This window comes from Bradyrhizobium sp. USDA 3650 (assembly GCF_054057395.1).
Map to the genome: position 1 here is coordinate 888,123 of NZ_JBSRZG010000001.1, position 14,421 is coordinate 902,543.

Below are 14,421 nucleotides of genomic sequence, written 5' to 3' on the forward strand. Positions count from 1 at the left end.
TTGAACATGATCTCTTCGGAAAACCGCTTCGCGGTTTTCCAGATCCCGCTCTGGGCGGACGTGGGCAGGCTTCGCCTCACCACCGATATTCGAAGCCGACCGTGCCCTGGTGCGACGTCAGCTCGCTGCGGAACTTGCCGTCATAGTTGACGTAGAGCCGCGCCGTGTTGGTCAGGCTGAGCGAGGCCGAGGCGCCGGCATCCATGCCGTAGCGGCTCTCGCCGATGCCGGGCACGACGATACTCTGGGTCCCGAGGCTGACCTGCACCGATCCCAGGTTCTGATGGAAATTGTCGACGAACTTGCCGTAGGCGGACAGGTCCAGGATCTTCTGGTCGAAGATGAAGTAGCGTCCGATCTCGGCTCCGATCATGACGCGCGCGCGCGAGAGCGCCGTCGAGCCGACATTGAGTGGATCGAGGCCGCCAACCTCCTGGAACGCGACGCTGGTGGCGCGGACATATTCCAGTGCGCCCTTGGGCACGATGCGCATCTGGTCCTTGGTCCAGTAATAGCTGATCTCGGTCAGCGCGCCGTCGACTGCGGCGCGATAACCCGCGGTCGCAAGGCCCAGGCCGGTATCCCGGCTGGAGCGGACCTTGCCGAAACCGTGCACCAGCGCGAAAGCCCAGGTCCACGGGCCCTTGTCGACGGAGCCGCTGAAGCCGAGTTGCGTCAGGTCCAGCGTCGCGGACTGGAGCGCGAGCGGCACGTCGATGTCGGTGTGGCTCTGGTCGACGGAGAAGCCGAGATTGACGCGCGGTGCGAGCCGCGCGCCAAAGCCTGCGACACCGCCAAAGGTCTTCCGCTTGTCGCCGACGAAATCTCCTTGCGCATCGGTCCGGACCGAGATGCCGTAGCTCTCGAACCAGGTTCGGTAGCGCGGATCTTCCGCGCCGGCCGATGCGCCGCCGCCGCCGGGATTGGTCCGGAACGCCCGGTTGACGCCGCCAGATGCCTGGTTTCCGAGCCGCTCCAGGAAATTCGACCCGAGATTGAGCGCGCTGTTGCCGGCCGATTGGTCGTAATTGGTGGAGGTGGCCGACGGCGTGGGAGGCGGTGGCGGTGGCGGTGGCAGCGGCGGCGCGACCTGAGCGAGAACGGGAGCAGCCGTCGTCACCAAGCCAAGCACGATGGCACTCGCGACCTTGGCCGCCGTCCGACGAACCCGGTCTCCGCCAATCACCCGCCGCGTCCTGGAAAGCTGCAATGTGCAGCGCATGACGATGAATCCCAAAGCAAAATGGCGGCGCGCAAAAATGCAACACGCGCCGCACTGCGTGCGACGATTTGTGCTGAACTGCCCCCGAGGGTCAATCGGTCCAGACCTCATCGCCAAGGCGATTGCCCTCGATTGTGGTTCCCCGGCCACAGGTCGTAAATTGCAGATGACGACACCGGGCCCGGACTTGAAATTCGCGCGCGGCTTGCTAACGGGCGATTTTCATGTTGCAATATCGGACACAATCGGAATTGGCCGCTCGACTGTGCGTTTCGCGACATTGAGACTCAAGACTCGAACAGACTACCGGAAGCCCGTTTGTGGCGTGGCACGCGAAAAGCGGCCGCGTCGTTTTTGTATCTAGCGGAGGAGACTGAGGATGCCGCAAAAGGGCACCGTCAAATGGTTCAACCCGACCAAGGGATATGGGTTCATCAAGCCGAACGGCAGTGACAAGGACGTCTTCGTCCACATCTCCGCCGTCGAGCGCGCCGGACTCTCCACCCTCAATGAAAACCAGGTGGTTGAATACGACCTCGTGGAGAACCGCGGCAAAGCATCCGCGGAGAACCTCAAGGTCTCCTGATTTCTCTCGCGGTCTGCGCGAGGGATCATGACGCTGCCCCCGGCTCTGCCGGGGGTTTTTGTTTGGGATGAGAAGTATTCCGAGTGCGACGGCGCTTCACCGCACCAACGGCGCAACCAGAAAATTCTCCGACGGCCCGCTGCCTGCGGTCTTGCACACATCGCCCTCGATCCGGACCTTGCCGGTCGCGAGCAGGCTCAGTGCTGCGGGATAGATGCGGTGCTCGACTTCGAGGATACGCTCCGACAGCGTGTCCGCCGTGTCGTGGTCGCTGACGGGAACCGCGCCCTGCATCACGATTGGGCCGGCGTCGGTCTCGGGGATGACGAAGTGCACCGTCGCACCAGACAGCTTGACGCCGGCGCGCAAGGCCTGGCCGTGCGGGTCGAGACCGGGGAACGACGGCAGCAGCGAGGGATGGATGTTGAGCATCCGCCCGTACCAGGCTTTTGTGAATTCAGCCGTGAACAGCCGCATGAAACCGCCGAGACAGATCAGCTCGATGCCGTGCTGATCGAGCGCTGCTTGCAGCACCTTCTCGAAGCCGGCGCGGTCCTTGCCGAACGGCTTGCTTTCGATCACCAGCGTCTTCACGCCGCTCGCTTTGGCGCTTTCCAGCCCCTGCGCGTCGGCCTTGTTCGAGATGACGAGCGAAATCTCCGCCGGGAAATCCGGCGCAGCCGCGCCCTTGATCAGCGCGGCCATGTTGGAGCCGCGGCCGGAAATCAGGATGGCGACACGGCGTTTCATCACAGCGCCGGTCATTACAGCGCCAGGTCGAGATGGCCGTTATAGACGACGCGGTGCTCGCCCTCAGCCGGGATCACGGTACCGAGCTGTGCGACGGTCTCACCGGCGTCAGTGAAGGTCTCCACGACCTCGTCGACCTTGTCCGGCTCGACGATCGCGATCATGCCGATCCCGCAATTGAAAGTCCGCAGCATTTCGAGCTCGGCGATGCCGGCTTGGGCTGCCAGCCATTTGAACACCGGCAGCACCGGCAGGCGCGCCAGATCGATACCGACACCGAGATGGTTCGGCAGCACGCGCGGAATGTTGTCGGTGAAGCCGCCGCCGGTGATGTGGGCAAGCCCCTTCACCGCGCCGGTCTCGCGGATCGCCCGCAGACAAGATTTGACGTAGAGCCGCGTCGGCGTCAGCAGCGCGCCGCCGAGCGTCATGACGGGCGCAAACGGCGCCTGCGCCCCGAAGCCGAGGCCGGATTGTTCCACGATCTTGCGCACCAACGAGAAACCGTTGGAGTGCACACCCGACGAGGCGAGCCCGATCACGGCATCGCCGGCGGCGATGTCCTTGCGCGGCAAGAGCGTGCCCCGCTCCGCGGCGCCGACGGCAAAGCCGCCGAGGTCGTAGTCGCCGTCCTTGTAGAGGCCGGGCATCTCGGCCGTCTCGCCGCCGATCAGGGCGCAGCCGGATTCCCGGCAGCCTTCGGCGACACCGGCGACGATCGACGCGGTCGCCTCCGGATCGAGTTTGCCGCAGGCAAAATAGTCCAGGAAAAACAGCGGCTCGGCGCCCTGCACCACGAGGTCGTTGACACTCATGGCGACGAGGTCGATGCCGATCCCGCCATGCAGCCCGGTCTCGATCGCGATCTTGACCTTGGTGCCGACGCCATCGGTCGCGGCCACCAGGATGGGATCCTTGAAACCGGCCGCCTTGAGGTCGAACAGGCCGCCAAATCCGCCGATTTCGGCGTCGGCGCCGGCCCGCGCGGTTGCGCGCACCATTGGCTTGATCAGGTCGACCAGGCGGTTGCCCGCGTCGATATCGACGCCTGAATCGGCGTAAGTGAGGCCGTTTTTGCGGTCGGTCATGCCCGATTTCCAGTGGGTTTGCGGCTGGTTACGTCGAATTCCGGGGACGCGCAATGGCTCGCATGGCGCGCCTCCGTATACTATGTAGAGATATCAACCGGTTCAGCCTCCAAAGGGCCGAATTCGAGGTCAGGCCGGGTGCCGGGAAGCGCCGTGTGAGTATACCGAACATCATTACTTTGGGCCGCATCATGCTGGTCCCGATCATCGTCTGGGCCATCGTGTCGAGCCAAATGGAGGTGGCGTTCGCCGTCTTCCTGATCGCCGGCATCAGCGACGCGGTCGACGGCTTCCTTGCCAAGCGCTTCAACATGACGAGCGAGCTCGGCGCCTTGCTCGACCCGCTCGCCGACAAGGCGTTGCTGGTCTCGATCTACATGGCCTTGGGCATCTGGGGCGCGATTCCGCGCTGGATCGTCATCCTGGTGGTCTCGCGCGACATCATGATCGTCGCCGCCGTGATCATATCGTGGCTGTTCGACCGCCCTGTGGAGATGAAGCCCTCGAAGGTATCCAAGCTCAACACTGTGGCCCAGGTGGCGTTCGCAGCGCTGGTGCTGGCCGCCCTCGCCTTCGGCTTCAAAGCCGGTCCTTATGATATCATCCTGATGGGCCTCGTCACGATCTTCACGCTCTCCTCCGTGTCGCTCTATCTCGTTGAGTGGTTGCGGCACATGAGCACGATCGAGGCCAAGTGAGTTGGGAAGCGGCCCCGTAAAAGGCCAACTCCCGCTCGATGAAGTCGCATCTCGTCAAACGAAGCCGGCACGCCGGCATGGAGCAAAGCAAGCGTGCCAGGCCGCGTTCATCCCCGACAACTGGCGTTTTCGCTTCCGCATGCGGAGAGCCTGAGCCGGGACAATTTCCTCGAAGGCCCCGTCAATGCCGCCGGTCTTGCGCTGGTCGACGCCTGGCCGGAATGGCCGAACCGGATCATGTGGCTGGCCGGCCCGGAAGGAAGCGGCAAGAGCCATCTCGCCGCGATCTGGGCCGAGGCATCGGGCGCCCGCTCGACCACGGCCAATGGGCTGACCGCCGAAGCCGTCCCGGCTGCGCTCGCCACCGGCGCGCTGGTGGTCGAGGACCCCAAGGCCAGGGAATTCGACGAGCGCGCCCTGTTCCATCTGATGAATCTGGCCCGCGAGGACGGCGCCTACGTCCTCTTCACCGGACGCGAGGCGCCCGCTTCTCTCGAGATCGAGCTTGCCGACCTGCGCTCGCGGCTCCGCGCCGTCCCCGTTATCTCGCTGCTGCCGCCTGACGATCAGCTCTTCCGCGGCCTGATCGTCAAATTCTGCGCCGACCGCCAGCTCGCGGTGGACGAGAGCGTGGTCAGCTACCTCGCCACTCGCGTGGAGCGGTCCTCGGTCGCCGCCCGACGGGCAGTCGACCTGCTGGACAGCGAGGCCCTGCGCCTCGGCCGTCCCGTCACAAGGGCCCTGGCGGCCGAGCTGCTCCGGGATGTCTGACCAAGGCGGCTTGACGCGGCCGGGCGGCGGAACATCAATGTCATCGAAACGTCATCGCTCTAACACATGCTCCCGCGGGTTTTGCGGCTAAGTCGCAAATTGGGGCGAACTGGATGGATCGACTTCTGATGGACTCTGCGCAAGCTGTTGAAATTAAAGAAAAAGCCCCGGAGGCCGAAGGCCCGCCGGCGATCGCATCGAGCCCCGAGCGGTTCATCAATCGCGAGCTTTCCTGGCTGCACTTCAACCGCCGCGTCCTGGAGGAATCGGTCAATCCCAGCCACCCCATGCTGGAGCGGGTGCGATTCCTGTCGATTTCAGCGAATAACCTCGACGAGTTCTTCATGGTCCGCGTCGCCGGCATCAAGGCCCAGGTGCGCGAGGGCATTGCCGAGCGCAGCCCCGACGGTCTGACCCCGTCCGAGCAGCTCGCGCTCATCAACAGGACCGTCTCGCAGCTTGCCTCCGACCAGCAGGCAATCTGGCGCGACCTGCGCGGGACACTCGCCGACGAGGGCATCGTGCTGGTCGAGGGCAAGGAAGTCACCAAGGCGGAACGAACCTGGGTCGAGGACTACTTCCTCAGCAACGTGTTCCCGCTGCTGACTCCGCTCGCGATCGACCCGGCCCACCCCTTCCCGTTCATTCCGAGCCTCGGCTTCACCATCGCGCTCCAGCTCACGCGCGCCGCCGACGGCAAGCAGATGAACGCGCTGATCCGCATGCCCGGCAAGATCGACCGCTTCATCCGCCTGCCGGCTGACGGCAAGGTGGTCCGGCTGATCTCGCTGGAGCAGGCCACCGCGCTGTTCATCAACCGCCTGTTCCCCGGCTACAATCTGCATGGCCAGGGCGCGTTCCGTGTCATCCGCGACTCCGAACTCGAAATCGAGGAAGAGGCCGAGGATCTCGTCCGCCTGTTCGAGACGGCGCTGAAGCGCCGCCGCCGCGGCTCGGTGATCCGGCTCGAGATCGACGCCAAGATGCCGGAGCAGCTGCGCAGCTTCGTGCAGCACGCGCTGTCGACCGCGGACGACGAGGTGTTCCTGGTCGATGGCGTGCTCGCCATGAACGAGCTCTCGCAGCTCACCCGCCTCGACCGGCCCGACCTGGAATTCACCCCTTACGTGCCCCGCCATCCCGAGCGCGTCCGCGAGCAAGGCGGCGACATCTTCGCTGCGATCCGGCAGAAGGACCTCGTCGTCCATCACCCCTACGAATCCTTCGACGTCGTGGTGCAGTTTCTCCAGCAGGCGACGCGCGACCCCGACGTCGTCGCCATCAAGCAGACGCTCTACCGCACCTCCAGCAACTCGCCGATCGTGCGCGCGCTCGTGGAAGCTGCCGAAGCCGGCAAATCCGTCACCGCGCTGATCGAGCTGAAGGCTCGCTTCGACGAGGAGGCCAACATCCGCTGGGCGCGCGACCTCGAGCGCGCCGGCGTGCAGGTCGTCTACGGCTTCCTCGAACTGAAGACGCACGCAAAACTCTCGATGGTGGTGCGCCGCGAGGGCGGCAGCCTCACAACTTACGTCCACACCGGCACCGGCAATTACCACCCGGTGACAGCGCGCATCTACACCGACCTCTCCTATTTCACCTCGGATCCGACCATCGGCCGCGACGCTGCCCGCGTGTTCAACTTCATCACCGGCTATGCCGCGCCGAGCGATCTGGAAAAGATGGCGGTCTCGCCGCTGACCCTGCGCAAGCGCATCATCGAGCACATCCAGGGCGAGACCGCGCATGCGCGGCACGGCCGGCCCGGTGCGGTCTGGATGAAGATGAACGCGCTGGTCGATCCCGACATCATCGACGCGCTCTACGAGGCCTCACAGGCCGGCGTGCAGGTCGAGCTCGTGGTGCGCGGTATCTGCTGCCTGCGGCCCGGCATTCCCGGACTGTCGGAGAACATTCGCGTCAAGTCGATCATCGGACGATTCCTCGAACACGGCCGAATCTACTGCTTCGGCATGGGCCAGGGCCTGCCGAGCGCGAAAGCGGCTGTGTATATCTCCTCGGCCGACATGATGCCGCGCAATCTCGACCGCCGCGTCGAGGTGCTGTGTCCGCTGCAAAATCCCACGGTGCATCAGCAGGTTCTCGAACAGATCATGGTCGCGAATCTCAAGGACAATGAACAGAGCTGGCAATTGTTGCCGGACGGGTCCTCAACGCGTATGAAGACCGCGAAGGGCGAGGAGCCTTTCAACGTCCACAACTACTTCATGACAAATCCGAGTCTGTCTGGCCGTGGTAAGTCGCTCAAGGAATCCTCGCCGCGCCGCCTCACGCGCCGTAATGAACGTCATCAATCCTGATCCGGGATCGTCGACGTGAAGCGGCCGCGCAAGCGCGGCTCGAGCGTCGCGGTCATCGACATCGGCTCCAACTCGGTCCGTCTCGTCGTCTACGAGGGACTGACGCGGAGCCTGATTCCGATCTTCAACGAGAAGACGCTGTGCGGGCTCGGCCGCGAGGTGCAGAGCACGGGACTGCTTGCGCCCGACGCCGTCGACAAGGCGCTGACCTCGCTCAAGCGCTTCCGTGCGCTGTGCCGGGTGATGCAGGTCGGACGGGTGTTTGCGATTGCGACCGCCGCCTGCCGCGACGCCTCCAACGGCGCCGACTTCATCGCGAAGGCCGAGCGCATCTGCGCGGTGAAGATCGAGATCCTGTCGGGCCCGCGCGAGGCGCGGCTGTCGGCGCTCGGCGTGATCTCCGGCATCCATCATCCCGACGGCATCGTCGGCGACCTCGGCGGCGGCTCGCTCGAACTGATCGACGTGCGCAAAAACACCGTGCGCAGCGGCGTGACGCTGCCGCTCGGCGGGCTCGCGCTGCAGGACCTCGCGCATAAATCCCTGAAACGCGCCGACCGCATCGTGCGCGAAGCGCTCGACGGGGTGCCGCAGCTCAAGGCAGGGAGCGGCCGCAGCTTCTACGCCGTCGGCGGCACCTGGCGCGCGCTTGCGCGCATCCACATCATCCAGAGCGGCTATCCGCTCCAGGTGATGCACGGCTATTCGATTTCGGCGGCCGAGGCGCTCGATTTTTCCCGTCGTCTCCGCCGGCTTGCGGCCGCCGGCATGCTCGCCGACATCGAGATCGTCGCCGATGCCCGCCGCCCGCTCCTCACCTATGCGGCACTGGTGCTCGAGCACATCATCCGGGTGGCGAAGCCGAAGACCATCGTGTTTTCGACCTTCGGCGTGCGCGAGGGCCTGCTGCACGAGAAGCTGCCGGAGTCCGAACGCAACAAGGACGGACTGATCTGCGCGGCCGAGGAGCTGAACCAGCTGCTGTCGCGTTCGGCAAAGCACGCGCGCGAGCTGATCGCCTGGACCGACCGCCTCGCGCGTGTGGTGAAGCTGCGCGAGACCGAGGAGGACCGCCGCCTGCGCCACGCCGCGTGCCTGCTGTCCGACATCGGCTGGCGCGTGCATCCCGACCATCGCGGCGAGCAGACGCTGAGCCTGGTCGTCAACGGCAATTTCGGCGCGATCACCCACACCGAGCGCGCCTTCGTCGGCCTGTCCGTGTTCTATCGCTATGCGGGCCTGAGCGAGGAGAACCAGCCGCCGGTCGCCATGCAGGAGTTGCTGACGCCGGCGCAACTCGAACGCGCCCGCCTGCTGGGCGCGGCCTTCCGCGTCGCGCATTTGATCTCGGCAGCGCGTCCGGGCGTCTTGCCCGCGACGCATTTCCGCAGCGTGGGCCGCAAGCTGTTGCTGGTGTTCGAGCACCGCCTCGGCGATCTCGTCGCGGACCGCGTCGGCAGCCGCTTCCGCGCGCTCGCCCGGCTGATCAACCGCGCCGGCTCGATCGTCCGGCGGTAGCGCATGATCCGGAAAAGCCTGAAGCGCTTTTCCGAAAAGATCATGCTCAAAAGATAGATCTATTCCGCCGAGGCCTTGGCGTGGCGCTCGGAGGACTCCAGCGCGGCTGCGCTCATGCTGCGGCGGCGCCAGATGGAGCCGACGACCAGCACGACGACGACGCCGAGAGCTGCGCAGAGATATTCGCCGCCTCCGCCGCCATGGCCGAATTGCGGCGGGATGCGCAAGGCGCCGAGCATGTTGTCCAGCGAGGCGCCGAACGGACCGTCGAACAGCGCGTGCAGCCTCGGCGCGATGCCGGGATCGGTCGCGATCACCTCGCCCGCGATCCAGCCGAGCAGCGCCGCGCCGGCCCACACCAGCACCGGGAGCTTTGCGAGCAGCGCCATGATCAGCGCCGCACCGGCGACGATCAAGGGCACGCTGATGGCAAGGCCGAGCACCAGCAGGGGCGCGCTGCCATTGGCGGCCGCGGCCACCGCAATGACGTTGTCCAGGCTCATGACGATGTCGGCGACGACGACGATCTGCACGGCTTGCCACAGATGCGAAGCCGACTCGACGCCGTCCTCGTCCTCCTGTTCCGGCACCAGCAGCTTTGCCGCAATCACGATCAGCGCAAGACCGCCGACCAGCTTGAGGTACGGCAGCTCCATCAGGCTCGCGACGATGCCCGTGAAGATGATCCGCAGCAGCACCGCGGCGCCGGCACCGAGGATCATGCCCCACAGCCGATGCCGCGGCTTGAGGCCGCGGCAGGCGAGCGCGATCACCAGCGCATTGTCGCCGGACAAGAGGATGTTGATCCAGATGATCTTGCCGACCGCGACCCAGAAGGTCGGTTCGGCCATCTCAACGCGGAACTGGGTGAAGAATGCCCCGATCGTAGCGGGATCGAAGATCTGCCAGAGCCAGTTCACACTACGTCCTTTCGCCGCGTCTCGTTACCTGATCGGCTGACGGATCAGCCGACGATCTCGTTGCCCGAGAAGAACTGCGCGATCTCGATCGCGGCGGTCTCCGGCGCATCCGAACCGTGCGCGGAGTTCTCGCCGATCGACTTTGCGTAGAGCTTGCGGATGGTGCCGTCAGCCGCCTTGGACGGATCGGTCGCCCCCATCACGTCGCGATACTTGGAGACGGCACCCTCGCCTTCCAGCACCTGGACCACCACGGGCCCCGAGGTCATGAAGTCCACGAGCTCACCGAAGAAGGGGCGCGCCTTATGGACCGCATAGAAGGTCTCGGCCTGTTCCTTGCTCATGCGGATGCGCTTCTGCGCGACGATGCGCAGGCCCGCCTTCTCGATCACGGCGTTAACCGCCCCGGTGAGGTTACGCGCGGTGGCGTCGGGCTTGATGATCGAGAAGGTGCGTTCGATGGCCATGATCTTGTCCCTGAAGAGAAAACGGTGGTTCGGAGTTGCCGGGCTTATATCGGCGCCTTCGCCATACGGCAAGCGACCGCCAAAACCGACTCGCGGGCGCTTCGCCGCGGGCCAGCGGCCCGAATTCCAACCTGGATTACGACGATTTCACCCAAATGAACCCAATCTGAAGGCCTCGTCAGGGTTTGGTTCAGCCTCGCTCGGATAACCTCAGGTCCATCGAAACCAAAGCCTCTGCCCGAGGCGGACCGTTTCGGCGGCCTTTCCATCGACGCGATAGCCCCGCGCCGGCAGTTTTGAGGAGATCACCATGTTGAGGAAACTTTCGCTCGCCGCGGTCGCCGCGGTCGCGCTTGGTGCCGCGCTGGCACCGACCTCCGCGTCCGCTCATTGGCATGGCGGCTGGGGTCATGGCGGCGGCGGTGGCTGGCATCACGGCTGGGGCGGACCGCGCTTCTATGCCGGCGGCCCCGTCTCCTACGGCTATGGCGGCTGCTATGTGCGCCGGCTGGTCCCGACCCCCTGGGGACCCCGCTGGCGGATGATCAACCGCTGCTACTGAGCCCGACAGCACCTTTCCAAAGATACCTGAGCCCCCAAGGTACCTTCCAAGCGAAGCCCCGGCGTCCCCAGCGCCGGGGCTTTGTGTTCAGAGGGGGTGTTGCGTGGCTTCACACAATTTTTGCTAGAATGCCGCGCAATCGCCGCGAGTGGCGAAACCATTTGGGGGCCAAGGACTTGGTACCGTGTTGCTTCTTTGAGAACACGGAACCCCGCGATGGTTAGCCTTTTCGCCGATGACAGCGAGCAAATCGACCGGCGCACCAGCCGCTCGATCCGCGACGCGGTGGGCGAACGGCTCCAGCAGAGCCTGCGGCCCGAATCCAGGCTGCCGACGCACCTCGAGCAACTCCTCAATGAGCTGAAGCAGCGCGAGCGCGATTCGCACTGAGTTGACGAGCACCGGCTCGCGGACACGGAAAAACGGGTTGCGTTTGATCGCGGGTGCGGTGACAAGGCCGCATGCTTGCCATCACCGACCTCTCCATCCGCCTCGCCGGACGCCTTCTGATTGACCAGAGTTCCGTGCAGATCACGCCCGGATCCCGTGTCGGTATGGTCGGTCGCAACGGCACCGGCAAATCGACCCTGTTCAAGGTGATCCGCGGCGAGCTCGCCGCCGAGCACGGCACGGTGACCCTGCCGCCCCGCTGGCGCGTCGGCAGCCTGGCGCAGGAAGCGCCGAACGGCCCCGAGAGCCTGATCTCGGTCGTACTCAAGGCCGACCTCGAACGCGACGCGCTGCTCACCGAGGCCGAGAGCGCGACCGACCCGCACCGGATCGCCGAGATCCAGACCCGGCTGGTCGACATCGACGCGCATTCGGCACCGAGCCGCGCCGCCGCCATCCTCTCAGGCCTCGGCTTCTCGGCCACCGACCAGCTCCGCCCCTGCGCCGAATTCTCCGGCGGCTGGCGCATGCGCGTCGCGCTTGCCGCAACGCTGTTCGCGGCTCCCGACCTGTTGCTGCTCGACGAGCCCACCAACTATCTCGACCTCGAAGGCACGCTGTGGCTGGAGGATCACCTCGCGCATTACCCGCGCACGGTGATCGTGATCAGCCACGACCGTGATCTCCTTGAAAGCTCGGTCGACCAGATCCTGCATCTGGATCGCAGCAAACTCACGCTTTACAAAGGCACCTACTCCTCCTTCGAGGAGCAGCGCGCCATGCGCGAGATGCTCGATGCCAAAGCGGTCAAGCGCCAGGAAGCCGAACGCGCGCGCCTGCAGGCCTTCGTCGACCGCTTCAAGGCGAAAGCCTCGAAAGCCCGCCAGGCGCAGTCCCGTGTGAAAATGCTGGAGCGGCTGAAGCCGATCACGGCGCTGGTCACCCAGGATGTGCGCGAGATCAGCTTTCCCGCGCCGGAGAAAATCCTGTCGCCGCCGATCATCGCCGCCGACAACGTCGTGGTCGGCTACGATCCGAACACGCCCGTGCTGAACCGCGTCACCTTGCGCGTCGACAATGACGACCGCATTGCGCTGCTCGGCTCCAACGGCAACGGCAAGTCGACCCTTGTGAAACTGCTCGCCGGCCGCCTCGCGCCGTTCTCGGGCAAGGTGACCCGCGCGGACAAGCTGTCGATCGCCTATTTCGCGCAGCACCAGCTCGACGAATTGAACGAGGATGCCTCGACCTACGACCACGTCCGCAAGCTGATGGGTGAAGCGCCTGAGGCCAAGGTGCGCGCACGCGCCGGCGCCATCGGATTCTCCGGCAAAGCGGCCGACACCAAGGTTGGAAAATTGTCGGGTGGCGAGAAGGCGCGGCTCCTGCTGGGACTTGCGACCTTCTTCGGCCCCAACATGATCATCCTGGACGAGCCGACCAACCATCTCGACATCGACAGCCGCGCCGCGCTTGCGGAAGCCATCAACGAATTCCCCGGCGCCGTCATCATGGTTTCGCACGACCGCTATCTGATCGAGTCCTGCGCCGATCAACTCTGGATCGTCGCCGACCGCACCGTGACCAATTACGACGGTGACCTCGACGAATATCGCCGGCTGGTGCTGTCCGCGCGCAATGGCGAGCCCGCCCCGCGCGAGCGCAACGCGGCGAGCGAGAAGCCGCAGCGTCCGAGATCGGACAATCGCGGCTCGCTGAAGAAGCGTATCGCGGAAGCCGAAACCGAGATCGCCCGCGTCAGCGCGATCATCAGCAAGATCGACACTGCGCTGGCCCTGCCCGACATCTTCACCCGCGACCCCAGGCAGGCCGCGCAACTGTCGAAAGCACGCGCCAATGCGGCCGATGCGCTGGCGCGTGCGGAAGAGCAGTGGCTCGAGGCGAGCACGCAGTTCGACGAAGCGGCGGGTTGAAGCCTCCACGACCGGGCCGACATCAAAATCGCAAAAACAACCCCATGCACAGTACCGGTATTTTGCTACCCGGTGATTAGCTGTTGAATGGACTGTTCTTTACCGCGCTAACTCGGCCCGCTCACGCAGCGATGTCGGCACGAATCGAGCAGAAATGGCTCAGTCCGCGAATTGGCCGGCTGCCTTGATCATCGGCGCCCAGCGGTCGACTTCGCTCGCGAGCATCGCGGCCAGCGCCTCCGGCGTCGCCTTCTCCTGCGGGACCGGCTCCGTGTTGATGTCGTTGAACCGGGCGATCAGCGTGGGATCCCTAAGGGCGGACTGGAGCGCCGCGGTCAGCTTCTGAACGACCGCCGGCGGTGTCCCCTTGGGGGCATAGATGCCGTGCCAGACACCAAGCTCGAACCCTTTGAGGCCGGCCTCGTCGGCCGTCGGCAGATCGGGCAGGCTCTTCAGCCGCTCCCTGGTGGTGATCGCATAGGCCTTGACCTGCTTCGACATGATCGGGCCGGTGGTATTCGTCGCCTGGTCGCAGGTGAGATCGATCTGCCTGCCGAGAAGATCGTTCATGATGGGGCCGTTGCCCTTGTAGGGCACTGCGGTGAGCTGCTTCTGGATCGCCGTCATGAACAGCATGCCGCAGAGGTGCGACGCCGCTCCGAGTCCGGCATTGGCATAGGTCAATTTGTCGCCCTGCTGTTGGGCGTAGGCGACCAATTCCTTCAGCGTGTCGGCCGGAAAATCCGGACGCGCGATGATCGTCATCGGCGCATTGGTCACAAGCCCGATCGGCGCAAAGGCCGTCTTCGTGTCATAGCTGAGGTTGCGGTACAGTGTGGCGGCGGTCGAGAGGCCGACATGATGGATCAGCAGCGTGTATCCGTCGGGCTGGGCTCGCGAGGCACGGGTCGTGGCGATGGTGCCACCGGCGCCGGGCGCGTTCTCCACGATGACCTGTTGGCCGAGCGATTTCGCCATGCCTGCCGCGGTCAGGCGAGCAATGGTGTCCGTAGGTCCGCCGGCGGCGAATGGGACCAGCATGGTGACCGGCCTGACTGGATAGTCCTGGGCGAGCGCCGCGCCAAACGGCAGGACCAGAGCCGATACGAGGGCAATGAGCCGCATGCTTTCCTCCAAATTTTTTGCTTGCTCCTATGTACGCATTCCAGGCTGCGCGGCCACACGAAAACGACT

The 14,421-nt window shown here is 65.1% G+C and carries 14 protein-coding genes; 8 read left to right on the forward strand and 6 right to left on the reverse strand.

Annotated features, from left to right (window positions below):
* Nucleotides 1-76: 76 nt before the first annotated feature.
* Nucleotides 77-1,222, reverse strand: a complete 1,146-nt coding sequence (locus ACVIN2_RS04400; RefSeq protein WP_456764638.1) for an autotransporter outer membrane beta-barrel domain-containing protein — start codon at nt 1,220-1,222, stop codon at nt 77-79.
* Between the two features lie 379 nt (nt 1,223-1,601).
* Between ACVIN2_RS04400 and ACVIN2_RS04405 the strand changes: the two genes are divergently transcribed.
* On the forward strand, nt 1,602-1,808 hold the full coding sequence (locus tag ACVIN2_RS04405; protein WP_007591938.1) for a cold-shock protein: 207 nt from the start codon (nt 1,602-1,604) through the stop codon (nt 1,806-1,808).
* Between the two features lie 96 nt (nt 1,809-1,904).
* Here ACVIN2_RS04405 and purN read toward each other — a convergent pair whose 3' ends face one another.
* Entirely contained in the window at nt 1,905-2,558 is a 654-nt protein-coding gene (gene purN, locus ACVIN2_RS04410) for a phosphoribosylglycinamide formyltransferase (RefSeq protein ID WP_456764639.1), read from the reverse strand.
* A gap of 14 nt (nt 2,559-2,572) precedes the next feature.
* Nucleotides 2,573-3,646, reverse strand: a complete 1,074-nt coding sequence (purM, locus tag ACVIN2_RS04415) for a phosphoribosylformylglycinamidine cyclo-ligase (RefSeq protein WP_456764640.1) — start codon at nt 3,644-3,646, stop codon at nt 2,573-2,575.
* A gap of 155 nt (nt 3,647-3,801) precedes the next feature.
* Between purM and ACVIN2_RS04420 the strand changes: the two genes are divergently transcribed.
* The 4 genes from ACVIN2_RS04420 (at nt 3,802) to ppx (ending at nt 8,954) form a co-directional block, all read left to right on the forward strand.
* Nucleotides 3,802-4,344, forward strand: a complete 543-nt coding sequence (locus tag ACVIN2_RS04420; RefSeq protein ID WP_027517558.1) for a CDP-alcohol phosphatidyltransferase family protein — start codon at nt 3,802-3,804, stop codon at nt 4,342-4,344.
* 93 nt (nt 4,345-4,437) lie between these two features.
* Nucleotides 4,438-5,115, forward strand: a complete 678-nt coding sequence (locus ACVIN2_RS04425) for a chromosomal replication initiator DnaA (protein ID WP_456764641.1) — start codon at nt 4,438-4,440, stop codon at nt 5,113-5,115.
* 128 nt (nt 5,116-5,243) lie between these two features.
* The gene (locus ACVIN2_RS04430) at nt 5,244-7,436 is read left to right on the forward strand and encodes an RNA degradosome polyphosphate kinase (protein ID WP_456769641.1); all 2,193 of its coding nucleotides are present in this window, start codon (nt 5,244-5,246) and stop codon (nt 7,434-7,436) included.
* A gap of 15 nt (nt 7,437-7,451) precedes the next feature.
* A complete protein-coding gene (gene ppx, locus ACVIN2_RS04435; protein WP_247816116.1) occupies nt 7,452-8,954 on the forward strand; it encodes an exopolyphosphatase in 1,503 nt (500 codons plus the stop codon).
* A gap of 59 nt (nt 8,955-9,013) precedes the next feature.
* On the opposite strand, the gene ACVIN2_RS04440 is transcribed toward ppx, so the two are convergent.
* Together ACVIN2_RS04440 and ndk are read right to left on the reverse strand one after the other, a co-directional pair.
* A complete protein-coding gene (locus ACVIN2_RS04440; RefSeq protein ID WP_456764642.1) occupies nt 9,014-9,874 on the reverse strand; it encodes a TerC family protein in 861 nt (286 codons plus the stop codon).
* Between the two features lie 44 nt (nt 9,875-9,918).
* Complete coding sequence (gene ndk, locus ACVIN2_RS04445; RefSeq protein WP_456764643.1) at nt 9,919-10,341, reverse strand: nucleoside-diphosphate kinase; 423 nt, start codon at nt 10,339-10,341, stop codon at nt 9,919-9,921.
* Between the two features lie 310 nt (nt 10,342-10,651).
* On the opposite strand from ndk, the gene ACVIN2_RS04450 reads away from it, so the two are divergent.
* The 3 genes from ACVIN2_RS04450 (at nt 10,652) to ACVIN2_RS04460 (ending at nt 13,227) form a co-directional block, all read left to right on the forward strand.
* Complete coding sequence (locus tag ACVIN2_RS04450) at nt 10,652-10,903, forward strand: sulfur globule protein precursor (RefSeq protein WP_247286380.1); 252 nt, start codon at nt 10,652-10,654, stop codon at nt 10,901-10,903.
* A 216-nt stretch (nt 10,904-11,119) separates the two neighbouring features.
* Nucleotides 11,120-11,293, forward strand: coding sequence for a hypothetical protein (locus ACVIN2_RS04455; protein ID WP_456764644.1), 174 nt, complete (start codon nt 11,120-11,122; stop codon nt 11,291-11,293).
* Between the two features lie 71 nt (nt 11,294-11,364).
* Nucleotides 11,365-13,227, forward strand: a complete 1,863-nt coding sequence (locus tag ACVIN2_RS04460; protein ID WP_456764645.1) for an ABC-F family ATP-binding cassette domain-containing protein — start codon at nt 11,365-11,367, stop codon at nt 13,225-13,227.
* 159 nt (nt 13,228-13,386) lie between these two features.
* Here the strand turns inward: ACVIN2_RS04460 and ACVIN2_RS04465 are convergent, their stop codons facing one another.
* Nucleotides 13,387-14,352, reverse strand: coding sequence for a tripartite tricarboxylate transporter substrate-binding protein (locus ACVIN2_RS04465; protein ID WP_456764646.1), 966 nt, complete (start codon nt 14,350-14,352; stop codon nt 13,387-13,389).
* Nucleotides 14,353-14,421 lie beyond the last annotated feature (69 nt).

Bases quoted from the DNA above. Each gene is read 5' to 3' on its own strand.
- ACVIN2_RS04400 (WP_456764638.1), bottom strand. From the start codon at position 1,222: ATGCGCTGCACATTGCAGCTTTCCAGGACGCGGCGGGTGATTGGCGGA.
- ACVIN2_RS04405 (WP_007591938.1), top strand. From the start codon at position 1,602: ATGCCGCAAAAGGGCACCGTCAAATGGTTCAACCCGACCAAGGGATAT.
- purN (WP_456764639.1), bottom strand. From the start codon at position 2,558: ATGAAACGCCGTGTCGCCATCCTGATTTCCGGCCGCGGCTCCAACATG.
- purM (WP_456764640.1), bottom strand. From the start codon at position 3,646: ATGACCGACCGCAAAAACGGCCTCACTTACGCCGATTCAGGCGTCGAT.
- ACVIN2_RS04430 (WP_456769641.1), top strand. From the start codon at position 5,244: ATGGACTCTGCGCAAGCTGTTGAAATTAAAGAAAAAGCCCCGGAGGCC.
- ndk (WP_456764643.1), bottom strand. From the start codon at position 10,341: ATGGCCATCGAACGCACCTTCTCGATCATCAAGCCCGACGCCACCGCG.
- ACVIN2_RS04450 (WP_247286380.1), top strand. From the start codon at position 10,652: ATGTTGAGGAAACTTTCGCTCGCCGCGGTCGCCGCGGTCGCGCTTGGT.
- ACVIN2_RS04455 (WP_456764644.1), top strand. From the start codon at position 11,120: ATGGTTAGCCTTTTCGCCGATGACAGCGAGCAAATCGACCGGCGCACC.
- ACVIN2_RS04460 (WP_456764645.1), top strand. From the start codon at position 11,365: ATGCTTGCCATCACCGACCTCTCCATCCGCCTCGCCGGACGCCTTCTG.
- ACVIN2_RS04465 (WP_456764646.1), bottom strand. From the start codon at position 14,352: ATGCGGCTCATTGCCCTCGTATCGGCTCTGGTCCTGCCGTTTGGCGCG.